This window comes from Paenibacillus sp., from assembly GCF_035645195.1.
GTDB lineage: Bacteria > Bacillota > Bacilli > Paenibacillales > YIM-B00363 > Paenibacillus_AE.
In genome coordinates this window covers 73,897-97,929 of record NZ_DASQNA010000027.1, presented here as the reverse complement: position 1 = coordinate 97,929, position 24,033 = coordinate 73,897, and the positions used below count along the sequence as shown (strand labels likewise).

General features: G+C 58.6%; 26 protein-coding genes and 1 pseudogene. 5 read left to right on the top strand and 22 right to left on the bottom strand.

The window, feature by feature from the left end; all coding sequences use genetic code 11:
- Positions 1-39: 39 nt before the first annotated feature.
- Positions 40-819: a tyrosine-protein phosphatase gene (locus VE009_RS14790; RefSeq protein WP_325008870.1), complete on the bottom strand. Its 780-nt coding sequence runs from the start codon at positions 817-819 to the stop codon at positions 40-42.
- A gap of 441 nt (positions 820-1,260) precedes the next feature.
- On the opposite strand from VE009_RS14790, the gene VE009_RS14785 reads away from it, so the two are divergent.
- Complete coding sequence (locus VE009_RS14785) at positions 1,261-1,686, top strand: hypothetical protein (protein ID WP_325008869.1); 426 nt, start codon at positions 1,261-1,263, stop codon at positions 1,684-1,686.
- 100 nt (positions 1,687-1,786) lie between these two features.
- Entirely contained in the window at positions 1,787-2,074 is a 288-nt protein-coding gene (locus tag VE009_RS14780) for a hypothetical protein (protein WP_325008867.1), read from the top strand.
- A gap of 67 nt (positions 2,075-2,141) precedes the next feature.
- Here the strand turns inward: VE009_RS14780 and VE009_RS14775 are convergent, their stop codons facing one another.
- Entirely contained in the window at positions 2,142-3,941 is a 1,800-nt protein-coding gene (locus tag VE009_RS14775) for an S-layer homology domain-containing protein (protein ID WP_325008865.1), read from the bottom strand.
- Positions 3,942-4,264: 323 nt separating this feature from the next.
- Between VE009_RS14775 and VE009_RS14770 the strand changes: the two genes are divergently transcribed.
- Positions 4,265-5,776: an S-layer homology domain-containing protein gene (locus VE009_RS14770; RefSeq protein ID WP_325008863.1), complete on the top strand. Its 1,512-nt coding sequence runs from the start codon at positions 4,265-4,267 to the stop codon at positions 5,774-5,776.
- A gap of 194 nt (positions 5,777-5,970) precedes the next feature.
- A complete protein-coding gene (locus VE009_RS14765) occupies positions 5,971-6,498 on the top strand; it encodes a hypothetical protein (RefSeq protein ID WP_325008862.1) in 528 nt (175 codons plus the stop codon).
- A 91-nt stretch (positions 6,499-6,589) separates the two neighbouring features.
- Here the strand turns inward: VE009_RS14765 and VE009_RS14760 are convergent.
- The 8 genes and pseudogenes from VE009_RS14760 to VE009_RS14725 all read right to left on the bottom strand — a co-directional run bounded on the left by VE009_RS14760 (position 6,590) and on the right by VE009_RS14725 (position 12,886).
- Positions 6,590-7,195: pseudogene (locus VE009_RS14760) on the bottom strand (HD-GYP domain-containing protein).
- Between the two features lie 531 nt (positions 7,196-7,726).
- On the bottom strand, positions 7,727-9,358 hold the full coding sequence (gene groL / locus VE009_RS14755) for a chaperonin GroEL (RefSeq protein ID WP_325008860.1): 1,632 nt from the start codon (positions 9,356-9,358) through the stop codon (positions 7,727-7,729).
- Positions 9,359-9,420: 62 nt separating this feature from the next.
- Positions 9,421-9,702 carry a co-chaperone GroES gene (gene groES / locus VE009_RS14750; RefSeq protein ID WP_325008858.1) on the bottom strand — a complete coding sequence of 94 codons (282 nt, stop codon included), beginning with the start codon at positions 9,700-9,702 and terminating at the stop codon, positions 9,421-9,423.
- A 236-nt stretch (positions 9,703-9,938) separates the two neighbouring features.
- A complete protein-coding gene (gene tatA / locus VE009_RS14745) occupies positions 9,939-10,196 on the bottom strand; it encodes a twin-arginine translocase TatA/TatE family subunit (protein WP_325008856.1) in 258 nt (85 codons plus the stop codon).
- Between the two features lie 24 nt (positions 10,197-10,220).
- A complete protein-coding gene (locus VE009_RS14740; protein WP_325008855.1) occupies positions 10,221-11,237 on the bottom strand; it encodes a molybdopterin-binding protein in 1,017 nt (338 codons plus the stop codon).
- Complete coding sequence (locus tag VE009_RS14735) at positions 11,234-11,728, bottom strand: MogA/MoaB family molybdenum cofactor biosynthesis protein (RefSeq protein WP_325008972.1); 495 nt, start codon at positions 11,726-11,728, stop codon at positions 11,234-11,236. Before VE009_RS14735 ends, VE009_RS14740 begins: the two co-directional genes overlap by 4 nt.
- 40 nt (positions 11,729-11,768) lie before the next feature.
- Positions 11,769-12,242 carry a cyclic pyranopterin monophosphate synthase MoaC gene (gene moaC / locus VE009_RS14730; protein ID WP_325008853.1) on the bottom strand — a complete coding sequence of 158 codons (474 nt, stop codon included), beginning with the start codon at positions 12,240-12,242 and terminating at the stop codon, positions 11,769-11,771.
- A gap of 14 nt (positions 12,243-12,256) precedes the next feature.
- Positions 12,257-12,886, bottom strand: coding sequence for a 5-formyltetrahydrofolate cyclo-ligase (locus tag VE009_RS14725; protein ID WP_325008851.1), 630 nt, complete (start codon positions 12,884-12,886; stop codon positions 12,257-12,259).
- Positions 12,887-13,065: 179 nt separating this feature from the next.
- Between VE009_RS14725 and VE009_RS14720 the strand changes: the two genes are divergently transcribed.
- Positions 13,066-15,054, top strand: a complete 1,989-nt coding sequence (locus VE009_RS14720) for an ABC-F family ATP-binding cassette domain-containing protein (RefSeq protein ID WP_325008850.1) — start codon at positions 13,066-13,068, stop codon at positions 15,052-15,054.
- A 174-nt stretch (positions 15,055-15,228) separates the two neighbouring features.
- Here the strand turns inward: VE009_RS14720 and VE009_RS14715 are convergent, their stop codons facing one another.
- The 12 genes from VE009_RS14715 to rimI form a co-directional block, all read right to left on the bottom strand.
- Positions 15,229-15,777, bottom strand: a complete 549-nt coding sequence (locus tag VE009_RS14715; protein WP_325008848.1) for a hypothetical protein — start codon at positions 15,775-15,777, stop codon at positions 15,229-15,231.
- Positions 15,770-16,222, bottom strand: coding sequence for a hypothetical protein (locus tag VE009_RS14710; RefSeq protein ID WP_325008846.1), 453 nt, complete (start codon positions 16,220-16,222; stop codon positions 15,770-15,772). Before VE009_RS14710 ends, VE009_RS14715 begins: the two co-directional genes overlap by 8 nt.
- A gap of 25 nt (positions 16,223-16,247) precedes the next feature.
- Entirely contained in the window at positions 16,248-16,403 is a 156-nt protein-coding gene (locus VE009_RS14705; RefSeq protein ID WP_325008844.1) for a hypothetical protein, read from the bottom strand.
- 4 nt (positions 16,404-16,407) lie between these two features.
- Positions 16,408-16,587, bottom strand: coding sequence for a hypothetical protein (locus tag VE009_RS14700; protein ID WP_325008842.1), 180 nt, complete (start codon positions 16,585-16,587; stop codon positions 16,408-16,410).
- A 54-nt stretch (positions 16,588-16,641) separates the two neighbouring features.
- Entirely contained in the window at positions 16,642-16,779 is a 138-nt protein-coding gene (locus VE009_RS14695; RefSeq protein ID WP_325008841.1) for a hypothetical protein, read from the bottom strand.
- Positions 16,780-16,922: 143 nt separating this feature from the next.
- Positions 16,923-17,786, bottom strand: coding sequence for a hypothetical protein (locus tag VE009_RS14690; protein ID WP_325008839.1), 864 nt, complete (start codon positions 17,784-17,786; stop codon positions 16,923-16,925).
- Positions 17,787-17,805: 19 nt separating this feature from the next.
- Positions 17,806-18,768, bottom strand: a complete 963-nt coding sequence (locus VE009_RS14685) for a type II secretion system F family protein (protein ID WP_325008970.1) — start codon at positions 18,766-18,768, stop codon at positions 17,806-17,808.
- Positions 18,769-18,773: 5 nt separating this feature from the next.
- Positions 18,774-20,159 (bottom strand): ATPase, T2SS/T4P/T4SS family, encoded by a 1,386-nt coding sequence (locus VE009_RS14680; protein ID WP_325008837.1) that lies wholly within the window; start codon positions 20,157-20,159, stop codon positions 18,774-18,776.
- A gap of 12 nt (positions 20,160-20,171) precedes the next feature.
- Positions 20,172-21,401 carry a hypothetical protein gene (locus VE009_RS14675; RefSeq protein WP_325008836.1) on the bottom strand — a complete coding sequence of 410 codons (1,230 nt, stop codon included), beginning with the start codon at positions 21,399-21,401 and terminating at the stop codon, positions 20,172-20,174.
- Positions 21,398-22,168, bottom strand: a complete 771-nt coding sequence (gene cpaB / locus VE009_RS14670; RefSeq protein WP_325008834.1) for a Flp pilus assembly protein CpaB — start codon at positions 22,166-22,168, stop codon at positions 21,398-21,400. The genes VE009_RS14675 and cpaB overlap by 4 nt, the downstream gene beginning before the upstream one ends.
- 209 nt (positions 22,169-22,377) lie before the next feature.
- Positions 22,378-23,421, bottom strand: a complete 1,044-nt coding sequence (gene tsaD, locus VE009_RS14665; RefSeq protein WP_325008832.1) for a tRNA (adenosine(37)-N6)-threonylcarbamoyltransferase complex transferase subunit TsaD — start codon at positions 23,419-23,421, stop codon at positions 22,378-22,380.
- 60 nt (positions 23,422-23,481) lie between these two features.
- Positions 23,482-23,961 carry a ribosomal protein S18-alanine N-acetyltransferase gene (gene rimI, locus VE009_RS14660; RefSeq protein ID WP_325008830.1) on the bottom strand — a complete coding sequence of 160 codons (480 nt, stop codon included), beginning with the start codon at positions 23,959-23,961 and terminating at the stop codon, positions 23,482-23,484.
- Positions 23,962-24,033: the final 72 nt, after the last annotated feature.

Genomic DNA, 24,033 nt, shown 5'->3' with positions numbered 1-24,033 from the left:
TTCTCTTTAGCGGGCAATGAATTCGACAAAATTAAAGAATTATTTCATCCAAAAGAATAAGCGATTCTTTTTTTTAAGTTGAGGTGTCATCGGGACTACCTCCTGATTACGTATAACCCTTTCTGCATTATCAAGGTAATATTCTACGTAATCATTCCCCATCTCGTTAAGAACCCAGTTGCAGGCTTCCTTCATTAAAAACGGTCTTGTAGAATTATTATGGGCATCAGAAGCAATAAAGTGAATTGTGTTCTGTTGACACATTCTCCTTGCCGCTTTCTGAATAGTTGGCCCGAATCCCCCCAATAGGGACTGAGCTGTTACTTGAATCAAGACACCTTCCTCTACAAATGATGAAAGGATATCAACTTTACCTAATATCTCCTTATTTCTCTCCGGATGAGCAATAATAGGGGTTAAGTTCATAACTCGTATTTCATGGATAATTTCCCAAAATCCCAAGGGAATTTCGCCTGATGGAAGTTCGAGCAATAAATACCGAGAGTTATTTAATGTTAGGATCCCAGAGTCATTATATATGTAACTAGATAACGATGAAGAACAATGCAACTCTTGCCCAGGTAGGACATTAAGGTCTATCCCATGTTTATCGAGATTCGTTTGAAGTTCACGCACATCCTTTTCGATATTAAACTTATTATTTGTATACCTCCCGTTTAAATGGTGAGGTGTCGCAACAATCGTCTTTATACCATCGCGAACTGCTTTTTTAGCCATAGCAAGAGATTTTTCAAGCGTATCCGGTCCATCGTCAGCTTGGGGGAGTATATGGCAATGTATATCAATCAATAAGATCACCTTTCTCCATGAATAATCCGTAGATCAACGCGAAACCGGGAGCTATGTTTGCGAATAAACGCATGCCCGAGTCTTTTTACCCGATTTTCATGCCGGCCGTGTTCCCGCCTTAAATTCCTCATCAAAATGCTGGCGGTACTCCCTCGTGGCACACCTCGACCTTTTCGTTGTTTTTATTCTAACAGGTTCGCTCTTACGGTGTGTCCACTTTCTACTCTAAGCGCAAAAATCTTTTCATCTAACCAACTACTTACCTATTTCTTTAACTAAAAAGTATTAAAGCCCGACTCCATCATTAGGGATAATCTACCACTTTAGTCGTAAGTTATCCCTAATGATGGAAAAAGGTTTAATATCGATAATGAACTGTTCATTGATGAAACCACCATACTTTTCTATAATAGTTATATTAACATTTTACGATACGTCAGGGGGTTTATAATGACCATCTACAGCGTCCGTGATGCATTCCAATTGCTCAAGGAACGCGGCATCGCAAGGGACAAGCAGGAGGTCCGCAAGTGGCTCAACGCCGGCTACATTCAAGCGGATCCTCCGGAAAACCGCAGAATCGGATGGAAAATACGGGCGGATGCCCTTCAAACGTTCATTCAACGATTCGAAGCCGGCGAGTTCGAAGAACTGCAGCAGCGAAGGAAGCCTTCGGTGACGCTTCAGCTGCGGTTGGAGCAGCCCCACGACGGGCCGGACGGGACGCCCACGATGGTCGATCCGCACGTCGTCCGGCTCGAGGAAGAGGTGCTGTCGCTTCGCCAGCAGGTTCGAGCGCTTCGCAGAGAGCTGAACGATCTGAAGAAGGTGCTCGGCTTTCCGATTCTGACCTCCGCGCAAGATCAGGACGAATAATGTCCCTGCTTGCCGCTGCAGGCTTTGACTTTAGCCTCAGAAAATGATTAAACTAATGTATCGGCTACAGTACATTCATTAAACAAAGGAGCCATCTGCCTTGAGAACGAAACTTGTCGTCGATACTGTCTCCCTGTCCGATCATAACGAGGAGCTCGGTCTGTATCAGTTCATCGTAACGTTTAAGGACCGAACGAAAGCGCGCGTCTTTATGCGGAAGGATCCGGCTTGGAAAATCACCAGTATCAACAGGCTCTTAAACATTCCATGCACGATCTGCCGCAAGGATTACTACTGCAAGTGCTTCGAACGACACAGCGTGGATATTGAGCGCCAGCTGGTCGAAGGCGAGCATCTTCAGGAAGCGCTCGCGGCTGAAGCGAAATAAGTCTGACGCCGTCTCCGAACGAACCCCTGTGCCTAGTGCGCGGGGGTTCTTCCTGTTAGAGGAGGCGTTAACGAACGAAGATGTGCGACACCTTGCCGTCGGACAACAGCAGCTCGACTTCCGTCCGATCCGAATACAGCTTCTCCACGCCTCCGACGACCGTTGCGTCAGGCAATGCTTCGTACGTGTAATGGATCGGTATTCCGTCCTGATCCATCCGGATGGTGACCTGAGCGATGCTCCGGCCCGTATACGTATGCGACATGTAGATCCCCTTGACGATCCCGTTCCGAACTTGTTCTTTCGCCGGTTCGGAGACGGCGATGAACGTGACGACCCCGTTCTCCACGACCAGACCGACTTTGTCGCCCGGCATGATCTTGTCCAGACTGGATTCAACGCCGCTTCGGAAAATATCCGCTGACCTGGAGATCGTATACAATTCGTTAACCCCGTTTCGGAACACCACGATTTGCTGCAGCTTCGGGTATACTGCGGTAACATGCCCCTCCCCGTCCTGCGTGACCGGAGTGTTTTGCGTTACGCTGACGTGGTAGACCACTCCGCCGGATACGATGATTGCCGCATCGCTGCCGATTTGAATGTTGGTCCAGTCACCCGGGATGTTGTTGAAAAGGACGGTAACGCCCTCCTTATTTGCATCGAAGGTCATGTCGCTTCCGTTCACGGTCAACGTCAGGCGGTCGGCTTCAATCGATTTCACCTTGCCCTGGTAGCGCCCGTCCAATGCGGTCGACCGAAGCACATCTACACTCGTGACTGTTCCTGCGGCTACCGTAACGGCCACCTCGTCTCCGATTCGAAGGTCGGTCCATACGGCGGGGCTGCCTTTCAGAGAAACGGCGACGGCGCTGCCCACCTTATAGCTTCGGGTCACCCCTTCCTGCTCGTAAAGGGTGATGTAGTCGTTGCCGAAAGACGAAACCGTGCCGCTCTTCGTGCCGTCGGTAACGGTTGCCGAGGCGGTGACGGCCAGGTGTATGGCCTTCCCTGCTTTCAGAAGTACGCTGACTTCATCGCCGGGAATGATGTCACCGATGGACGCCAGTTTCCCTCCCCGCACCACCGTCGCTGCCGGATCGACCGGGAACGTTTGCTCGGCGCGAAGCTGCTTTACGGTAATGTTGCCGCCGCTCGCGCTCATCGCGGTTCCTTGCAGCTGCCCGAACTCCCCCGTCGGGTCTGGATATAGATTGCCGGCCCGGTCGAGGAGCGCGGCCAATTCGGCGCGGCTGACGCGGCGGGAAGGACGGAACGTGCCATCTTCATATCCCGTCAACAGCTCGCGTTGCACCGCCACAGCGACGTACCCGATGTCGCCTTCCGCGACCGCCGTACGGTCTTGAAAGGGCAGTACAGCGGCCATAGTCCGCTCCGCCTCCCTCTGAAGGCCTAGAGCGCGGACAAGCAGTTTCGTCGTCCAGAGGCGATTCGCCTGCTCCCCGGGTCCGAATGCAGCCTTTTCGTCGTCCAACAGGTTGTATTTCTCCGCGATTTCGACATACCCCGTCGCCCAGTCGTAATCCCGCTTGATCAGATCGGTGTCTGCGGCGGACAACCGAGCTCTCCGCGTTTTGTCCGATTCGGCCTCCGCCCGAAGACCCATATGACGAACGATCGCCGCCAGCGCCTCGATGCGCGTGACCGCGCGGTTCGGCGCGAAGCTGCCGTCCTCGTATCCGGTGAAAATGCCCCGATGCGTCAGCTCGACGACGGACGGCAGCGACCACGAAGCATCCCTTGCGACGTCGGCGAAGGTCGGCTTCGCGCTTTGGGTAACAGGAACCGACACCGCGAAAGCGACGACGGAGGCCGTGATCATCCGAAGCCAACTTCTTGTGGGCATTGCGACCTCTCCTTACAAAAAATATCTCTAGTTCCACCTTACCAGAATCGGTGCCTTTTTCGCTACCTTATGACGTTAATAGTTTTTGAAATTGAGACGTGTAAAAAATAGGCCCCTTTTTAAAACAAGTGAATTATTCATTCATTTCTGTTAAGTTCTGGTATAAAATACTTACTAGACTATGAAAAAGGTAGGAAAGGACGTCATCATTTATGGTAAGCAAACAGATTGTGCCCCTAGTCCTAGCTTGTATATTGACATTATTCGCCTCGGTTTTCTCCGTACCGGGGAATTCGTACGCCGAAGGGACGAACCTTCGCACCGTGCAAATCATCGATTCGATCTGGGGTAACTCCTCCGACATGCCTCCGGAACTGGCGCACACGATGTACGATTTTATCGTAGCTACCGCCCAAGTCATTCACGGGGAAGACATGGATTTCATTAATTACGCCGGGACGAATTTCGTGCTTCAAGCCGACGGCAAGCCTGAAGTGTACGCGCAAATTACCGGAGGGTTCAGCACGAACACCATCAGCGGCTTCGGGTTCGAGATCGCCAATATCGATTCCATGGAAGTCGGTACGGCTTACCGGTTGATCGCTCCCTCCGCGAGCACCGTGTACCGATGGGAAGTGGCAAGCGATGTGACGTTGATTAGAGTCAGCGGAAGCAAACCGCCGGTGACGAGCGGCGCAGTCCCGTGGATCGAATCGGGGGTGACGCATGTACCGGAAGGACCGAAATCGTTTAAGACGTACGTCGACCGATCGAAGCTTCCTGAATCTATGAAACGGTTTACTCGCATTCGGGTGATGAGCTCCGACCGCGACTTGAACATCCGTTCGAGCGGCACGATCCACCAGTTTACAAATTTTTCCGAGGTGTATAACGATCAAACAGGGTACGGATCCTCGATTCCGCGTTCGGGGCAAACTTACGCATTAACGATTCTGTACGATAATGAGTTCAAACCGTTAGGGTTTCGAGAGGACGTATTTCAAGTCGGGGAAAATGGCGGGACGGTTCCGCAGCAGCCGCCGGCGAATCCCCAGCCACCTCGGAATCCGTTAGATTACGGGAGCGACATCGACCCTAACCTGCTGAACAAACCGGCCCAACAATTGTTCAGCGATGTCGATGCGTCGTACTGGGCTCTCTCCTCGATTAACGACCTGTCCAGCCGAGGCGTCTTGGGAGGTTATCCGGACGGCAAGTTTAGGCCTGAACGGACGGTGACCCGCGCAGAGCTGGCGAAGATCATGGTACTGGCCGCAGGGCTAACGGTAGAGCCGGTCACGCAAACGTCCTTCGCGGACGTGAAACCGGGAGATTGGCATGCGCCGTTCGTGGAAGCGGCTAAGTTTTATTTGAACGGGTACGCGCTGCCCGACGGTCGTTTGATTTATGATCCGGATGCGCCCGCTCTCCGGGAGGATCTTGCAGTAGCGATCGTTAAACTAAAAGGCTACGACGCTACGCATTTTCCGGATCACAGTATTTTGGATGCCATGTTTACGGATGTTTCGAGTATATCGTCGTATGCGAGAAATTACGTCTCGATCGCGGTGGAATCGAAACTGGTATCCGGTTTTCCGGACGATACGTTCCGGGCGCAACTGCCCGTCACTCGCGCCCAAGCGGCCGCTATGCTGCACCGAGCTTATCAATTCGGGAGCGATACGAAAACGGAGCAGCAGGCTAACCGGGTCAAAGTAGAATTTCCGCTCCCAGCGGGCGTGCCGGGGACGCTTCCGACTCAACCGCCGATCGCGATTCCGGTTCCTGTTCCGCCGCCGACGACGGTGACGGAGACCGTATACGGTCAACTATAACGGCACAAGTTTTGTTTGAGCCGACCCGGGGAGAGCACTCTCCCGCACCGGTGGAAATAAAAGGGGGGCTTTCGTGAGCACAGCTCTGAAAAGCCTCTCTTTTTTGCGACTCCATCACTTTCTCAAAATGTTTACTCTTCTTGTTCCGGGTGAATAATGTAGTTAATCACCTTACTATGGAAGGTACGAATACGATGTTTAACAAAATCATGCTATGGGCCTTCTTGATCGCCCCTTGGCCAACCTTGTTTTTCCTGAGCAAAGAAACCGTCAAACGGTACATGCCGGTAGCGATATTTGTCTCTCTGCTGGTTACCATTCTTTTCGAAGCGGCTCACGCCCTGAAATGGTGGGTGATGATAGACCGTATAGTTCCTTGGGGATACATCACCAACGTTTCGTTTGTATACGGCGTTTTCTTAGTTGGAACCATCTGGATCTTCCATCTCACATACCGTAATTTTTGGCTTTACATGGCTACTAACGTGGTTATTGATGGAGTGTTTGCGTTTGTGCTACACCATTTCTTCGAAGGACGGATTTACAAACTGGTCAACTTTAATGAGTTCCAGGTGTTCCTCCTGATGGTTGGACTTGCATTAACTATTTTCCTTTACCAAAAGTGGCAGGAAGGTATTTTCAAAGGAGGCGTTCAATCAGCAAATAACGATGCGTTCGGTATGGTCTTAAAGAAAATCTTTAGAAGGCAAAAGGCGAAATAAGCGCGGGCGGACTAGGCTAGGAAGCGTCCTCTTCCGGCCGGAGGACCCCAATGTAGCGGACAAACAGCGTACCGCTCGGTCTCACCGAGCACTACAATGGATCGTTCGTTGCGCTCTCTGGACCCCGTTTGGCTACTACCTTCAAAAAAGCATCCACAACTTTTTCGTCAAATTGAGTACCTCTGCTTTTCTTAATTTCGTTGATCGCATATTCAAAGTTTTGCTTATCTCTATAGGTGCGTCTTGTCGTCATCGCATCGAACGCATCGGCAAGGGATACAATCCGGGCAGGAAGAGGTATTTCTTCGCCTTTTAATCCTTTCGGATATCCTTTGCCGTCCACTCTCTCATGATGGTACAGGACAATGTCTAATATCCCCTTTTCCCTAAACGTGGGTACCGCTTTTATAATGTTGTATCCGATCGCGGGATGTTTTTTGATTTGCTCGAACTCCGCATCCGTCAAACGCGCAGGTTAGGTCAAAACGGATTCCGATATTCCAATTTTTCCGATGTCGTGCAGAAGTCCGCCATAATACAGATCCTCTAATTGAGTACTTGGAATACCCATTTCCTCTGCGATCATTTTCGAGTAGCGCGCTACATTCTCCGAGTGATTTGCAGTGTAAGGATCCCTTGAGTCTAACGCCTTCGCCAACACAGTAGTGAGTTGGACGACATTGGTCTTTTGATTCATATATTTTTGCTGCAGCGTCTTAATGGAAAAAGAAATGAAGAAAAAAGAAATCCACTGGTATACGAATGTATCCCATTCCAGAACTACCGTTGACTCAAGGTAAAACCGAAAGAAGGTCACCATTCCGCTGAGCATTATTAAAAATCCGATGTGGCGGAAAGAAAAGCCTGCAAAAATCATGAGAATGATATAAAAGGCACTCATCGGTTTATGAGTAACAGAATCTATATACAATGCCACCGGCAAGAAGCTCAAGAAAAGAATCCGAAACAGTAAAGTTCTTTCGGCAAGCGATCGCAATTGCTCCATTTTGGTTTGAACGGACAACAACAGGAAACCCCCAATTCACTATCGATTAAAAATATTTCCTTACCATCTTAGCAAACCCCCTGGCAAAAACAAATTTTCGCCGCTTCCCCGCCAATATACAAAAAAAGGCCCCCAACAGTTGCGTCAACTGATGAGGGACCTTCTTGTATGGTTAACTTTTTATTTGGTTAGACATTCATATAATAAGGGTTTAATCCCTTATTACATCATGCCGCCCATGCCGCCCATGTCAGGCATGCCGCCGCCAGCTGCGCCTTTCGGCTCCGGCTTGTCGGCGATGACCGCTTCGGTCGTCAGGAACATTGCCGCAACGGATGCAGCGTGCTGCAGCGCGGAACGCGTAACCTTCGCCGGGTCGACGATGCCTGCGTTGAACATGTTCACCCACTCGCCCGTCGCTGCGTTGAAGCCGATGCCGATGTCTTCCTTCTTGAGACGGTCGACAACGACGGAGCCTTCGAGACCAGCGTTGAACGCGATCGTGCGAACCGGCTCTTCCAAGGAGCGGAGGACGATGTTGATGCCCGTTTGCTCGTCGTCGTTCTCGCCTTTGACCGCTGCAACAGCGTTGTATACGTTCACGAGCGCCGTACCGCCGCCGGAAACGATACCTTCTTCCACAGCTGCGCGCGTGGAGTTCAGGGCGTCTTCGATGCGGAGCTTACGCTCTTTCAGTTCGGTTTCGGTCGCTGCGCCGACTTTGATGACGGCTACACCGCCGGCGAGCTTCGCGAGACGCTCTTGGAGCTTCTCTTTGTCGAATTCGGAAGTCGTCTCTTCGAGCTGCGCGCGGATTTGGTTGACGCGAGCTTGGATGTCGGCCTTGTCGCCGGCGCCGTCGACGATGATCGTGTTTTCTTTCGAAACGCGAACTTGGCGAGCGGAACCGAGCTGATCCACGCGAGTGGATTTGAGGTCGAGGCCGAGCTCTTCCGTGATGACTTGCGCGCCCGTAAGAGCCGCGATGTCTTGCAGCATTGCCTTGCGGCGGTCGCCGAAGCCAGGAGCTTTAACGGCTACGCAAGTGAACGTGCCGCGGAGCTTGTTCACGATGAGCGTCGCTTGCGCTTCGCCTTCGACGTCTTCCGCGATGATGAGCAATTGCTTGCCGGATTGAACGACTTTCTCGAGCACCGGAAGAATTTCTTGGATGTTGGAGATTTTCTTGTCCGTGATCAAGATGTACGGGTTGTCGAGAACGGATTCCATCTTGTCCGTATCCGTGATCATGTACGGCGAAACGTAGCCGCGGTCGAACTGCATACCTTCAACCACTTCGAGCTCCGTCGTGAAGCCTTTGGATTCTTCGACCGTGATGACGCCGTCGTTGCCGACTTTCTCCATCGCGTCCGCGATCAGCTGGCCGACTTCTTCGTCAGCGGCGGAAATCGCAGCGACTTGCGCGATCGATTGCTTGCCTTCGACCGGCTTGGAGATTTTCTTGAGCTCTTCGACAGCGGCGCGGACCGCTTTCTCGATGCCCTTGCGGACGACCATCGGGTTAGCGCCTGCCGTTACGTTCTTGAGGCCTTCGCGGATCATCGCTTGCGCGAGAACCGTCGCCGTCGTCGTACCGTCGCCGGCGACGTCGTTCGTCTTCGTAGCGACTTCTTTCACGAGCTGAGCGCCCATGTTCTCGAATGCGTCTTCGAGTTCGATTTCTTTCGCGATCGTAACGCCGTCGTTCGTGATGAGCGGGCTGCCGAACTTCTTCTCAAGGACGACGTTGCGGCCTTTCGGACCGAGCGTAACTTTCACTGCGTTCGCAAGAGCGTCGACCCCGCGGAGCATCGCGCGGCGGGCGTCTTCACTGAACTTGATTTCCTTAGCCATCGTAAACTCTACCTCCTAGATTGTTAGATCGGAAAAAGGTTCGTGCGTATGTGTAATCCGGATCAGCCGAGGATGGCGAGGATGTCGCTCTCCCGCATGATCAACAGTTCGCGGCCTTCGAATTTCACTTCCGTGCCCGCGTATTTCGAGAAAATGACGCGATCGCCTTCTTTCACGTCCAGCGGCACGCGAGCGCCGTCTTTGTAAACGCCAGCGCCGACGGCTACGACTTTGCCTTCTTGCGGCTTCTCCTTCGCCGTCTCCGGCAGAACGATCCCGCTTGCCGTCGTTTCCTCCTTGGCGATGGCTTCGATGACTACGCGGTCTCCCAAAGGCTTGATCATGACTAAATGGCCTCCTTCAAAATGGGTCTTCAATAATTTACCTTCTGTTAGCACTCGACAGTGGTTAGTGCTAACACTCACGATTCAAATTTTACTCATTTTGATTTCCGATTTCAAGGGGACAGGTAAAAAAATTTTCCGTGATTTGTCACCTCACCCATTGTTGCCTTCGCAGGAACGGTTTATCCTGCTAGACGCAACAAAAAACGCATCTCGTTCGATGCGTTCGTCGCCGGTTATTCCGGCAGCCGCTTGTCGTCTTTCTTCGGCTCGACGCGTTCGGCTTCGACGACGGCGGAAGGCGCGGCGGCTGACGCGTTCGGCTTCGGCTTGTCGTCGTCGTCTTCTTCTTTCAATAGCTCCCGTGTGCCTTCTTTGAATTCACGCAGCGTGCGGCCGAACGCGCGGCCGAGCTCGGGCAGCTTTTTCGGGCCGAACAGGATGAGCGCTACCAGCAGGATGAGGATTAATCCCGGGACACCGATGCTTTGCATGGCGTTGTTGCCTCCTTTAAGCGATTATTTCAACAATCCGCCGTATCCCAGCTTCACGATATCGGCTCGTTCGATACGTTCTCCGGCGCAAACGCGCGGCAGGAGCACATCGAAGGATGTAAAGTTTTCGTAAATGACGGCGCCGGGCAATCCGAAGATCGGCACGCCGCCCGGCAAATAGCCGAACAGCATCATCGAGCCGGGCAGCATCGGCGTTCCGTAGGAGACGATGTCGGCGCCCGCCTGCTTGATCGCGCCGGGCGTTCGGTCGTCGGGGTCGACGGACATGCCGCCGGTCACGAGGATCAAATCGACGTTCTTCCCTTGGAAATAGCGGATCTGTTCGGCGATGCTTTCCGTGTTGTCGGCCGAAAAGCGCTGCTCGACGATTTCGGAGCCGAGCGCGGCGAGCTTGTCCCGCAGGACGGGACCGAACTTGTCCTCGATGCGGCCGGAGAACACTTCCCCGCCGGTCGTGACGACGCCGGCCTTCAGCGCGCGGAACGGCTTCACCGCGACGATCGGCGCCGCGTTCGTCCTGTAGCGGTGCTGCTGCGCGGTCGTTTCGAACCGGGCGACGATCTCTTCTTCGACGACGAGAGGAACGACGCGGGCGGCCGCGAGCGAAGCGCCCGCTCGGACGACGGCGTCGGTTTTGATCGTGCTAAACACGACGTGCTCGATGTCGTTCGCGAGATGGACGAACGTTTCGTCGATTTTCGCAAGCCCCGGGATGGCCGCCTTCAGCATGACCTTGCCTTCGCTCGGCTCGGACAGCTCGACGTTGTCGCCGGCCGCGGCCCGCGCCATGCGCAGCGCCGCGTCTTCCTCATGCACCCAGCCTTCGGGCAGGTCCATGATGTAAATATGCTCCTTGCCGATGTCGAGCAAGAGCGGAATATCCTCGGCCGCAATGACGTGACCTTTGCGGAACGCCCGCCCTTTGAATTCGCCGGGCACGATGCGGGTGAGATCATGCCCGAGTCGCAAGCCCACGGCCTCCCGAACCGGAACTTCCTTTAAAAAAGGTTGATCCTTCATTCCTCGAAATCATCCTCCTTGCCCGACAGCTTCCGCATCGCCGCCTCCAAGTCCGCTATGATCGCCATCATCGCCGTACTGACGCCCTTCGGACGCCCCGGAAGATTGACGATCAACGTGCGGCCGCGCTGTCCCGCCGTGCCGCGAAACAGCGCGGGACGGATGTTCCGGGCCGCTTGGCTGGCGCGAATCAGCTCGGGAAACCCCGGAATTTCGCGGTCGATCACTTGGCGCGTCGCCTCCGGCGTAATGTCGCGGGCGCCGAGCCCGGACCCGCCGGTCGTTAAGATCAGGTGGGCTTCGTGGTATTCGGACATTTCGATGAGCGCCGCCATGACGTCGTCGATTTCATCAGGCACGACGCGGTCTTCGACGATGTCCCCGTGCAGCTCCTCCTCGACGAGCTCCCTGATGACGAGCGCGCTCGTGGATTCCCGCTCTCCTCGGGCGCCGCGATCGCTGGTCGTCAATATCGCTACCTTCCACCGCATCATTTCTCTCCCCTCTCCTTCTCTTGTCGGCCGGCGCCTTTTATATGCGGATGAAGTCCCCGCTCTTGCCGCCCGTTTTCCTCTCCAGCTGCGTCGGCCCGATCGTCATCGCCTTGTCCATCGCCTTGCACATGTCGTACACGGTCAACGCGGCGACGGACGCGGCGGTGAGCGCCTCCATTTCGACGCCGGTGCCGCCGGTCGTGCGGACGGTCGCGGCGATGCGCAGCGTGTCGGCGCCGTTGTCCTCGAAGGCGATGTCGACGCCGGTGATGCGGATCGGATGGCACATCGGGATGAGGTCCGACGTCTTCTTCGCCGCCATGATGCCTGCTACTTGCGCGACCGCGAGCACGTCGCCCTTGGCGGCCGTGCCGGCCTTGATCGCCTGCAGCGTCTCCGGCCGCATGACGACGGCGCTCGTCGCGACCGCCGTGCGCGTCGTTTCGGCTTTGTCGGAAATATCGACCATTCTGGCCCTGCCCTGTTCGTTAAAATGCGTCAATGATTCCATGCGCATCTCCTCCCCTATACTCCCTTGCTGCAATCGATCAAGCCGTTCTCCGTTATGACGAAACGGACGCGCACGTCATGCGGTTCGACGGGCACCGCGTCGACGACCTGCGCCGCGAACGCCGGCGCGGCGAGCTGCACCGCGCCGGCGTCGATGGCGGCGCGGTGGCGCGCGAGGAGGCGATCGTAGTAGCCTCCGCCGTATCCGAGACGCCCGCCGCGGGCGTCGAAGGCGAGGCCGGGGACGAGCACGAGCGTCCCCGGCGCGAGCGCGGCCTCGGGCGATGAGGCATCCGGTTCCCGGATGCCGTACGCGCCAGGCCGCAGCTCCGCTTCCCCTGCAATGTCGTGCAGGGTCATGGTCCGCGCGGCGGCGTCGACTCGCGGCGCCGCCACGGGGATGCCGCGCGACCAGCACCAGCGCGCGAGCGGCAGCGGATCCGCTTCCGAGCGGATCGGGATGTAGCAGGCGAGCCGCAGCGGCCGCTCGCCCTCCGGCGCGGCGCCCCAGGCGAACGCGCCCGCCTCCCAAGCGGCGATTGCATGCCGGGCGATTGCCTCGGAACGCGCCGCCCGCGCCTCCGGCGCGATCGCGTTCCGCGCCGCGGCCATGCGCGCGCGCAGCTCCCGCTTCGCCTCGTTCATTCGTGGACGCCCCCCAGCGTTCGGTTTCCCCGACAGTGATGTTGTCCTTATTGTAACATATTGTGGGACGCAGGCTGCAACGAGACGCGGGGAGTTGCGCCGAATCCGCGACTGGCGCGCCGCCGTCGATTCCGATACACTGGAAACAGCGATTTACGCAAGACGCGGAGGGAACTTTCATGCTGCTGCAAGCATCCGGGATCGGCAAACAGTACGGAGCGACCGTCATTCTTTCCAATATTCATCTGCAAGTGGGCGAACGCGAACGAATCGGGCTCGTCGGCGCCAACGGCGCGGGCAAATCGACGCTGCTCCGCATCCTCGCGGGCGAAACGTCTTACGACGAAGGGCAGCTGTTCCTCGCGAAAGGCACTACGATCGGCTATCTCGCCCAAAACAGCGGGCTCCAGTCCGATCGATCGATCATACACGAAATGCGCGCCGTCTTCGCCGACCTGTTCGCCATGGAGAACGAGCTGCGAGAGCTCGAAGCGAGGATGGCGGATCCGCGCCTCGCAGAGAACGAGTCCGCCTACGAGCAAGTGCTCTCGAAATACGCGACGCTGTCCGAAACGTTCCGCGAGCGAGGCGGCTACGCGATCGAAGCGACGATCCGCGGCGTCCTGCACGGGATGGGCTTCGGGGACATGGCGCCGGAGACGATCGTCTCGACGCTCAGCGGCGGTCAAAAAACGCGCCTCGCGCTCGCCCGGCTGCTGCTCCAAAAGCCGGATCTGCTCATGCTGGACGAGCCGACGAACTATCTCGACATCGAAACGCTCACTTGGCTGGAGTCGTACTTGAAGAGCTATCCGGGAGCCGTACTCGTCGTTTCCCACGACCGGTACTTCCTGGACGCGCTCGTCGACACCGTGTACGAAATCGAACGAACGTCGGCCAAGCGGTACGTCGGCAATTACACGAAGTTCATGGAACAAAAAGCCGCCGATTATGAGCGCAACTTGAAGCTGTACGAAAAGCAGCAGGACGAAATCGCGCGGATCGAAGATTTCATTCGACGCAACATCGTTCGGGCCACGACGACGAAGCGGGCGCAAAGCCGCCGCAAAATGCTCGAACGCATGGAGCGCATCGACCGCCCCGGCGGCGAGCTGAAGCGGGCGTCCTTCAGCTTTGAAGTAGAACGCATGTCCGGACAAGAGGTGCTCGAGGTTCGCAATCTGAGCATGTCGTACGACAGCGGGAAAACGCCGCTGTTCCGGAACGCCGGCTTCCACCTCCGCCGCGGCGACGCCGTGGCGTTGATCGGTCCGAACGGCATCGGCAAATCGACGCTGCTGAAGGCGTTGGTCGGACAAATGCAGCCGGTCGCCGGAAGCATCGACTGGGGCACGAACGTGACCATCGGTTATTACGATCAGGAGCAAACCGGACTGACGCCAACGAACACCGTGCTGGACGAGCTTTGGAATGAATACCCCCACCTGGAAGAGGTACGCATCCGAACCGTGCTCGGCAACTTCCTGTTCAGCGGAGAAGACGTCACGAAGAAAATATCGTCGCTGAGCGGCGGCGAGAAAGCGCGCGTAGCGCTGGCGAAGCTGATGTTGAAAAACGCGAACATGCTCATTTTGGACGAGCCGACGAACCATTTGGACCTCGTCAGCAAAGAAGTGCTGGAATCGGCCCTGCTCGATTACGAAGGCACACTGCTGTTCATCTCGCACGACCGGTACTTCTTGAATCGCATGGCGGAGCAAATTTTGGAACTGCACCCTGACGGCATTCGACATTTCCTGGGAAATTACGACGAGTTTCTCGAAAAACAGCAGGAACTGGCGGAAATAAACGCCGGAGCCTCCGCCGCAGGGAACCAGCGCTTCAACTCCGACGGCAACCGTCCGAAGGACGCTCCGTCAGCGAAACAAAGCGTTGGTACCGCTCAGGCGTCTGGCGACTCGCCGGCATCCTCCTACGAAGCGGAAAAACAGTCCAAACGGGAAGAACGTAACCGGCAGCGGCGGTTGGAGCAGCTTGAAGCGGACATCGCAGCGGCGGAAGCCGATATCGCGCAAATGGAGGAACGATTAGCCGATCCGGCCGTTTACAACGACTACGTCGCCGTACAGCAGCTGCAAGCGGACATCGAGGCGCGCAAGGCGCAAGTCGGCGCATGGTATGAAGAGTGGGAACGGTTGATGCAGTAACGCATGATCTTAATACTGCAGCTTTATCCGCACCACTTATCCACAATATTGGGGTAACTGGCTGTGGATAATGTGGGTAACCGATTCTTTACGGCGTTAAATGCATAGTTGTCATTGTGGATAGTTCGACAAAAAATGAAGGGCTTCGCGACCATCGAATCGCGAAGCCTTTCTTCATCGAAAGCGCACGCTGGCGACGCTGGAGAGCACGATCGGCTCCGGCTCTCCGCGCACGCGTTGGTGCACCTCTACGATCGCCACAACGGAAGGACCGTATACGGTAACGTCGACATGCCGCGTCGTTTCGGTCCGCTCTCCCTCGTGCGTCACGACGGTTCGGCGAATCGTCGCCGGATACGCGGGAGCTTCGACGAACTCGAGCCGATGGACGACGGGCGGAAATTCCAGCCAGCTGCCGTCCGTCGGCCGACCGTCCGCGCCGAGCCCGAAATTCAACCTCATGAACCGATCGAATTCGGCGCGTCCGGCGTCCTCGTCCCAAGCCAATCGTCCGAAGGCGGCTTCCGTCAAATCGACGTGTACCGCCGCAGCATGCGCGGCGCGGTCCAGCGCCAGCTTCGACTTCGTCTTGTTCGCGGACTGAAGCATCCATTCGATCGACGTGACGAACAGCAGCACGCCGAATACCGCCGCAAGCAGCGCGAACAGCAGCACATGCGCCGAGCCGCGTTCGTTGGCGAGCAGCGCCCCCCGCTTACTCATACGCTTCGCTTTTCCCATGGAGAACGACCCGGTAAAATCCCTCGGTCTCCCCGCCTCCTCCGCCGCCTCCGACGAGACCGAGCAGTGCAGCTACGTTCGGCGCAGGGTACGTGAGTACGACGGTGACGACCGCGTCGGCGTCGTCACGCAGCACCTTCTGCATCGTGCTGCCCGCGAACGACGGATACGTCACGCCATTGAGCGTAATCGGCTCTATGCCGAGGGAGGCCAGTCTCGCGACGGTCCGATCCGCTACCTCCGGACTGACGTACCCGACGGTTTCTGCTTCCTTCAGCGCATGGTTGGCCGCGACGTTCACATGGGTCCCTTTCATCAAGTATACGAAGAACGGGACGCCCGCAAAGCATGCAAACAAAAGCAGGGGGAACACGAACAGCGTGACCAGCATCGTATCGGCTCCTCCCCGTTCGTTCCGCAATCGCACCTAATTTCCCCCCGTATCGCAAACATCAATTCGAAACGTAATCGAAGCCGCGCGCCGCGTCCAACACGGAGGCGTGACCCTCCCGCACGGCGTCGTTCACGCCGGCGCCTCCTTGAAAGATGTACAGGGCGATGCCGAACACGAGCACCAGCAGCGACAACGAAACCAGCAGCTTCGACATGACGTTACGGCGTGTCGATCGTGATCGCGCCGCTCGTTTGGTTCACGCCCAAGTTCGCATCCGACAGCGACGCGCCGATATCGTTGCCGCGGTCGACCGCTTGGGTCGCCACCCCGTTGCCGATGACCAGCACCGCTCCTAACAACAGCACGCACAACGCCAAAGCTACCCCGATTTTACTCATGAACCATTCCTCCTATATTTTAAATGGATAATGAATACGGACTCGACATCGTCGTCAAAAAGAAGCTTCGATTTGCGCCGCCGTCGATCGTCCCGCCTCCCCTGCCGCAGGCAAGATGACTTCGCCGAACGTGTACAACGCAGCGCCCAACACAAGCACGGTCAATGCCAGCGCCGTTACCAGCTTTCCCATCGTTCAATCCCCCCTCCCGCTTCCGCCGCGCCTAAAGGATATGACGCCGATCCACCCCGGCTGCCGTGCCGTTTCCTACCAAGTTCCCGCCCCAGCCGGATCAGCGAACCGTTGCCGATCTCCCTCCCCTGCGTACCCCGCCGTTACCCCGGCGACGAGAAGCTTACGGCCATCTGCTCCAGCACGGTAAGCATCCACGGGTACACGAATAGCACCAAACACACTAGGAACGGGATCATGATATAGAAACTGATCCAAACGGGCGCGTTTTCGATTCGTTTGGTAATTTCCGCCTCCAACGTCGCGTCGATCGCTTTCGAATGTTCGACGAGTAGCCTCCTGACGTCCGACGGCTTCGCGCGGCTGACGGCGGCGAACGCGTTGACGAGCGGGTACACCTCTGATATGCCGACGGCGTCCTTGAATGCGAGAATCGCCTCCCGCTGGTCGTTACCCCACTGCGCGGCCAGCTGCTGCAATGGCGGCTTCAATAACCTCAGCGGCCTCCCGGCGCGAAGAATGAGCTCCCGCATATCGGTTTGCTCCGTCATGCAAATCGACAGACGATGCGCGAACTTCGAAATTTCGCTTAACATCAGCATGCGGCGTCTAGCCGCCAGCAGCGCGATCGCTGCAGGGGGCAGCAGGCGGCAAATCGCCGCCGACAAGACGGCGCCGAAGGCGAAACGGACCGCCTCCGCCCAACCTGCCGCATTCGGCAGCATCGCCGCCGACCACAAATACACGCCGGCCAGCGCCGCTCCCCGGCAGCCCCACGTATAGTTTCTGTACGACCAGCTCACGCCGGCGAGACGTGCCCGCTCGAGAAACTGCCGCTCGGCCGAAGACAGCTCGGGAAGCGCCAGCTCGTCCTGCGAATCGCGCTTCCAAATCCGCTCCAGCAGCGCATGCACGGCGTTCGTCCGCATCCGCGCGAGCGGCTGCAGCGCCGAATAACTTGCGGCGAACGCCCCGACGCCGAACAGCGTCAGCCACACCCACTTCACATGCATCACCTCCCGCAAATCAGAATGTGCGTCGGCCCGATTTGACGACGAGCACCATCGACGCGAACAGCACGGCAGCCGAACCCAGCATGATCCATTGCCCGGTCGGGTTGACGAAATAATGGCGGTAGTTCGAGCCGTCCGCGTACACGTTGAAGTACACGATGCCGAACGCGAACGCCACCATGACCGCCGTGCCGATGCGGTACACCGTCACCATCGCGAGCCGGCGCTCCTCGTTCTTACGGGCTCGCTGCATGTCGACGATCAGCTTATGAAGCGCGTCGATGACGTCATTGCCGTACTTATGCTTAATGAGCAAAATATCGGCTATATCTTCCGCCCACTCGTTGTCGGCCCGCCTCGCGAACTCGTACAGCGCCTCCTCCAAGGAAGCGCCCATATGCGAGCGGAGCTCGAGCCGCTTCCATTCGTCGCGGACGTACTCGGGCATGGAGTTCGCCGAACGGCTGATCAGCTCCTGCACCGTACGCTTGTCCGAGTAGTGGCCGACGACATTTTGGACGAGCTTGATCATATCGAGCGCGATCCGATGCCGTTTGCGCTGGAGACGGAATTTGACGTAAAAATACGGGAGAGACCCTGCCAGCCCCGCCGACGCCGAATTGAGCAGCCAGGAGTTGACCGGCGTCAGCCGATCGGCATCCAGCGCGTACCTCCGCTGCATGCCGTCGATCGCGCCGTCGACGGCGAACCAGCCGATCGCGCCGATCAACAGCATCATTCCGATCGCCGCCTCCGGCGGGAGCCGCACCCCGGCGATTTCCATATCGTCGGCCAGCTTGCGCACGAACGCCATTTCGCGAAACGAGCCGCCCGTCTGCCGTCGCACCGGTCCCAATAACGATGTACGGAGCCGCCAATCCCTCCAACGCATCGACAGCCAAGACACCCAAACGACGACGGCGACGCCGGAACCGGCCAGCCACATCGCCGTGAACGCGGCCCTGGCGATCCACATCTCGGTCACGGCCATACCCCCAGTCTGCGGAACGGCTCCGGGTCGGCTCCGCGAGATAGCAAGTGATTTCGCAGCGGCGCGCTGAGCGAGGTCCCGGTGAAGGTCCACGTTTTGCGTTCGTAGTCCCACAGCACTAGCGGTTTGGCGGCCGGCTTCCCGTCTTCGTCGACGTGCAGCTCCGTCACCTCGGTCGCGACCCGCCGCATTCGTTCGCCGTCCTTCACGAGGCGCAGAAAGATCAGGATATTGAACGCTCGCGCGATTCGCCGTTTCGCATCTAGCGTATCGTGGCTTCTCCCGTCCTGCTTCAACATGTCGACGACGTCGGAGAGGAACGACTCCCTGTACTTCGTATGCATCGTCCCCATCACGTCGTGCCCCCGCAGCGCGCCTTGCACCATCTGCGCGACTTCCGCCCCTTTCGCCTCGCCGACGATGACCCACTCGGGGCTCATGACGAGCAGCGGTTTGAAGGCTTCCTCCATGGGCAGATCCGCTTCGAGCGTCTCGCGCGCGGCCAAAATGTTCCTCCGGCCGCCGAGCCGCTCCCGCAGCGCGATTTCGAACTCTTTCTCCAGCGTCCGAATCCGCTCTTCCTCCGGAATTTCCGAAGCCAGCGCATACAAGAACGTCGTCTTCCCCGTGTTCGTCCCGCCTCCGATCAGAAAGCTGGCGTGGTAACGAACGAGCAGCGCCAGCAGTTCCGCGGTTCGCGCATCGATCGTGCCGAGCTCGACCAGCTTGGCGAGCGTGACGTCCTTCACGATAAAGTTGCGGATATGAATGCTCGGCACGTCCGTATACGGCTCCCTCGTCATAACCAGCCGGGACCGGTTCCATAAGTACGACTGTACGAACGGCTGACGTTCGCTGATCGGTTTCTTGCCGCAAAGCGCCAACCGGTCTTGGACAAGCCGCACCTCCTCGAGGCTCGAGAACGTCCGATGGTGCAGCGTCTGCCTCCCTTCCCGAATGACGTAGATGGATCGGCCGATCACCTGCACCTCCTCCACGTCCGGCTGCTGCTTCAAATCTTCGATCAAGCCGGCGCCGCAGGCGGTGGCGAACACGCAGTCTGTCGGCGACAAATCGTCGATCATCGTGCTCGGGTCGATTTCCAGCCGAAATTCGGACAACAGCGTATCGATCGTCGCCTTCATTCGCGCCTGCGCCCCCGGCTCGCCGAGTCCGGCGTTCAAAATATCGTTATACAAGCTCTCGTCTCGTTTCGATCGTTCGGTCAGGCGCTCATATACGATGCGGGACGCCTCCTGCAGCGACACCGTGCGCTGCGCTTCGCCGCCGGGAGCGGACCGTTCCGCCTGAAGCAGCTCGCGCCGATATTTGGCGGGATCGAACCGGGCCCTCGGCCGCATCGACAACCCTGTCATGTTCCCGCCTCCTTAAAATAAGCTTGAAATCATCGACATGAAGCCGTAGCGCCGGCGCGCCGACCGCCGCTCCGGGAGCGGCGCCTTGCCCGCCAGCACGTGCAGCCGGCTCGCGAGCCGGTACATTTCCGCCGCGAACGGCTCCGCCTGCGGCGCGTCCGCCAGCGGCTTCCCGAGCTCCGACAGCCGGAGTCCCGCGCCGCCCGGCACGTTCGGCAGCACGGCCGCGAGCTTCATGCCGATCGCCGCGGCCGCCTTCTCCGGCGGATCGCCCGCCGGGTCGTACCGGTTGCAGACGAGCTCCGCGTCCGCGGGAGAGATCCCGCAGTGCTTCCAGTAGCACTCGTACCATTCGCCCCAGCTCCAGAGGTAAGAGCTCGGCCGATTGGACGCCACAAGCCAACGCGCGTCCGCTCCGCGTACGGCGCAGACGGTAGCGGCGTTGTCCGGGTACGAGGAGACGTCGACGACCGTCACGTCGAACGTCCGGCGGCACACGGCCAGCAGCGTGCCCATCATATCGGCGCTCACGTCCCCCGCCGTGTCGCGCCGGTGCGTGCCGCACAGCAGCCGCAAATTCGGCGTTCTGCGGAACGGCGCCGTCGCGGCGAGCAGCTCCGCGGTCGTCAGCGACCCGGTCTGCAGCTTCGGCCGCAGCGACGCGTTCGACCGCCCGGCGTCCGCATGGCCGAGCAGCAGCCGCAGCTCCGGATTTTTCAAGTTCAAATCGAGCAGCCCGACGCTGAGCCCGGGCGCTTCCCTGGCCAGCGTCAACGCCGCGTTCGCGGCGACCGTCGTCGCCCCGTCCTTGCAGGCGGCGGACCACACCGCGGCGACGACGCCCGTTCGGGAGACGTCCGCCGGCGGCGCTTCCCCGAGCAGCGTCTGCAGCGCGATGCCTCGCCGTTCTTCCATACCGCACCCGACCGGCGTCGCGACGAATCCCGCTTCCGTCGACAGCCGCTCAACCACCTCAAGCCATAGCGAGTCGTACACTTCTTCGCATAAAAACACAACGATCTTCGCGTAAGGCTGCCGCTCCCGCAGCCGCGCCGCCCACTCCCACGGATACATGTCCGCGACGAGCTCCGCATGGAGCAGGACGGCGTCGAACCGCTGCTCCGCCGCGCGCCAGAACGACTCCTTCGAACGGGCGACCGTCCGCCGGTCCGCCCCCGCCGGCAGCGCCTCGAGCAGCCGGTCCAGCTCCTCGCCTTCCTTCATTCCGATCAATAGGCTCATGTCGGCTCCTCCCCCGCCATCAATTGATTCCGATATGCTTCGAATTCGTCGGTGACCCGCGCGTCGGCTTCGCTCTCGAGCGAAGGCTCGGGCAGCGCCAGCTTGATCGTGCCGACGAGCGACGCGAGCGCGAACGCCTCGTAAATCGGTTCGGTCATGATGAACGTATTCATGCCGGGCTTCCCGTTCGCGCTCGCCCTCACCCGCTCTCGCTGCGTCGAAGCGGACTGGAACGGCGCGTCGTACCCGTACGTATCCCCGACCTCCGCGCCTTCCGAGGTCCGAACGCTGGCGACGCGCACCCCCTCGGCCACCTTCAGCGCGCCCTTCGCCGCTCCGCCCAGCATGACGGGCGACTCGAATTCGACCCACACGTCGACGCGGTCGCCGCGCCTCAGCATATTGCCGACGTTCGTGACGTCCGTCGTCGGGAAGCTGACGTACCGCTCTCCCGGCTTCGGCGTCAGCTGCCGATTCGCCAGCTTCCAAGCGGCGAACGTCTCGTTCGGGCCGATCGGCGCGACCGCCGTGCGGCCGACGATGCTTCCTTCATCTCGAAGCGCGTCGTCCGGCAGCGCCTCCTTCGGGATGCGCACGCGGCGCAGCAGCGAAGCGTCCACCGTCTCCCCGCTCGCGATCAACCGGGTCGGCATGATCGCCTCTACCGTCGCCGCCTGCCGTTCCACCCGTTCCGCGTACCGGTTGAAACCGAACACCGAGGCGGCCATCAGCAGCAGCCCCAGCCCCGTCGCGCTCCATCTCCTCATGCCTCTCTCCTCCGTCTTGACAGCCCGTGGTTCCCGGACGCCGAAAACAAAAAACGCCCAGCTACCGCTTATTCCTAAGCAGTAACCGGGCGATGCTTTCGCTCCGTGCGTTGATTCGATTAATTTAAATGTAGCATGGGTCGTAAGGCCCGTCAACGGGAAATTTGGAACGGCTATCCAGTGCCGACTACCCAGTGACGCGCCGCTTTTTACCCCTCCGAAACCGACCAGTCCTCGAGCGAAAACAGCGGCTCCGCCTTCATGTCGAGCGCGGCGTACTCGCCGCGCTTCCACTTCAAATAGCCCGCGGCGGCGATCATCGCGGCGTTGTCCGTGCACAGCGACAGCGGCGGCACGGCGAGCGGCACGCCCGCCTGCCCGCACGCCTCGGCAAGCGCCTTACGCAAGCCTTGGTTGGCGGCCACGCCGCCGCACAGCAGCAGCTGCCGCGAGCCGTGCTCCCGCACCGCCCGCATCGCCTTCGTGACGAGCACGTCGATCGCGGAGCGCTGGAAGCCGAGCGAGAGGCCCGCCTTATTGACGACGTCGCCTTTCATTTTCGCTTGGTTCACTTGCGCGAGCACCGCCGACTTGATGCCGCTGAAGCTGAAGTCGTACGAATCTTCCTCAAGCCAGGCGCGCGGCAGCTCGATTTCCTCGTCCGCCTGCTGCGCAAGCTTGTCCACGTGCGGCCCGCCGGGGTACGGCAGCCCCATCGCGCGCGCGACTTTGTCGTACGCCTCCCCGACCGCGTCGTCCCGCGTCCGGCCGATGATGCGGAACGCGCCCTCCCGCTCCACCTGCACGAGCTCGGTATGGCCGCCCGACACGACGAGCGCGGTCAGCGGGTACTCCAGCGGCTGCACGAGCGCGTTCGCGTAAATGTGTCCCGCGATATGATGCACCCCGATGAGCGGCACGCCGAGCGCGTACGCGAGCGATTTCGCGGCGATGACGCCGACGAGCAGCGAGCCGACGAGGCCGGGGCCCTGCGTCACGGCGACGGCGCCGACGTCCCGCAGTTCCACGCCGGCTTCGCGCACCGCTTCCTCCAGAATGCGGGTAATCGTCTCCACATGTTTGCGGGACGCGATTTCGGGGACGACGCCGCCGAATTTTTTGTGCGTTTCGATTTGGCTCGAGATGACGTTCGACAAAATCGTCGTCCCGTTCTCCACGACGGCCGCCGACGTCTCGTCGCAGCTCGTCTCCACCGCCAAAATCAGCTCACGCTTACGCGCGTTCGATTGCATGGTTTCCATTCCTCCTATAGAAGCAAGAACGCCCCCGATCCTAGCGGACCGGAAGCGGCGTTACGTGTGGTTCCCGAACGGAAGCTCCGCCCACATGATGATGGCGTCTTCGCCGTTGTCGGAATAGTAGCCCGGGCGAATGCCGACCGCCTCGAAGCCGAACTTCTCGTACAACCGTCTCGCGACGACGTTGCTGGGCCGCACCTCGAGGGTAATTCGGTTCGCGCCGAGACGGCGGGCCCGATCGCCCAGCTCGGCCAGCATTCGTTCGCCGAGCTTGCGTCCGCGAAACTCCCCCGTCACCGCAATGTTGGTCACGTGCGCCTCGTCGATGATGACCCACATGCCGCCGTAGCCGATCAAGCGCCCTTCGTGCTCCATGACGACGTAATGAGCGAACTGATTATGCGTCAGCTCGTTCATGAACGCCTGCTCCGACCACGGCGTCGCGAACGACTCGATCTCGATCGCGCACACCTCCGGTATATCCTCGTACCGCATCATCCGAAACGTCACGTCCGGCGCCTTCGCCGCAGTCATGCCGTCGCCCCTTTCTCCGAAACCGTCCCAATCCGATCCGTTGCAGCCGTACGACTGCCGGATTCGAAGGCA

What these genes read in the sequence shown, in the direction of transcription:
- VE009_RS14765 (WP_325008862.1), top strand. Translation starts at nt 5,971, where the DNA reads ATGTTTAACAAAATCATGCTATGGGCCTTCTTGATCGCCCCTTGGCCA.
- rimI (WP_325008830.1), bottom strand. Translation starts at nt 23,961, where the DNA reads ATGACTGCGGCGAAGGCGCCGGACGTGACGTTTCGGATGATGCGGTAC.
- VE009_RS14675 (WP_325008836.1), bottom strand. Translation starts at nt 21,401, where the DNA reads ATGAGCCTATTGATCGGAATGAAGGAAGGCGAGGAGCTGGACCGGCTG.
- VE009_RS14785 (WP_325008869.1), top strand. Translation starts at nt 1,261, where the DNA reads ATGACCATCTACAGCGTCCGTGATGCATTCCAATTGCTCAAGGAACGC.
- VE009_RS14700 (WP_325008842.1), bottom strand. Translation starts at nt 16,587, where the DNA reads ATGAGTAAAATCGGGGTAGCTTTGGCGTTGTGCGTGCTGTTGTTAGGA.
- VE009_RS14775 (WP_325008865.1), bottom strand. Translation starts at nt 3,941, where the DNA reads ATGCCCACAAGAAGTTGGCTTCGGATGATCACGGCCTCCGTCGTCGCT.
- VE009_RS14720 (WP_325008850.1), top strand. Translation starts at nt 13,066, where the DNA reads ATGCTGCTGCAAGCATCCGGGATCGGCAAACAGTACGGAGCGACCGTC.
- VE009_RS14735 (WP_325008972.1), bottom strand. Translation starts at nt 11,728, where the DNA reads ATGCGGTGGAAGGTAGCGATATTGACGACCAGCGATCGCGGCGCCCGA.
- moaC (WP_325008853.1), bottom strand. Translation starts at nt 12,242, where the DNA reads ATGGAATCATTGACGCATTTTAACGAACAGGGCAGGGCCAGAATGGTC.
- VE009_RS14695 (WP_325008841.1), bottom strand. Translation starts at nt 16,779, where the DNA reads ATGGGAAAGCTGGTAACGGCGCTGGCATTGACCGTGCTTGTGTTGGGC.
- VE009_RS14680 (WP_325008837.1), bottom strand. Translation starts at nt 20,159, where the DNA reads ATGACAGGGTTGTCGATGCGGCCGAGGGCCCGGTTCGATCCCGCCAAA.
- groL (WP_325008860.1), bottom strand. Translation starts at nt 9,358, where the DNA reads ATGGCTAAGGAAATCAAGTTCAGTGAAGACGCCCGCCGCGCGATGCTC.
- cpaB (WP_325008834.1), bottom strand. Translation starts at nt 22,168, where the DNA reads ATGAGGAGATGGAGCGCGACGGGGCTGGGGCTGCTGCTGATGGCCGCC.
- tsaD (WP_325008832.1), bottom strand. Translation starts at nt 23,421, where the DNA reads ATGCAATCGAACGCGCGTAAGCGTGAGCTGATTTTGGCGGTGGAGACG.
- VE009_RS14725 (WP_325008851.1), bottom strand. Translation starts at nt 12,886, where the DNA reads ATGAACGAGGCGAAGCGGGAGCTGCGCGCGCGCATGGCCGCGGCGCGG.
- tatA (WP_325008856.1), bottom strand. Translation starts at nt 10,196, where the DNA reads ATGCAAAGCATCGGTGTCCCGGGATTAATCCTCATCCTGCTGGTAGCG.
- groES (WP_325008858.1), bottom strand. Translation starts at nt 9,702, where the DNA reads ATGATCAAGCCTTTGGGAGACCGCGTAGTCATCGAAGCCATCGCCAAG.
- VE009_RS14715 (WP_325008848.1), bottom strand. Translation starts at nt 15,777, where the DNA reads ATGAGTAAGCGGGGGGCGCTGCTCGCCAACGAACGCGGCTCGGCGCAT.
- VE009_RS14685 (WP_325008970.1), bottom strand. Translation starts at nt 18,768, where the DNA reads ATGTGGATCGCCAGGGCCGCGTTCACGGCGATGTGGCTGGCCGGTTCC.
- VE009_RS14705 (WP_325008844.1), bottom strand. Translation starts at nt 16,403, where the DNA reads ATGTCGAAGCTGCTGGTTTCGTTGTCGCTGCTGGTGCTCGTGTTCGGC.
- VE009_RS14740 (WP_325008855.1), bottom strand. Translation starts at nt 11,237, where the DNA reads ATGAAGGATCAACCTTTTTTAAAGGAAGTTCCGGTTCGGGAGGCCGTG.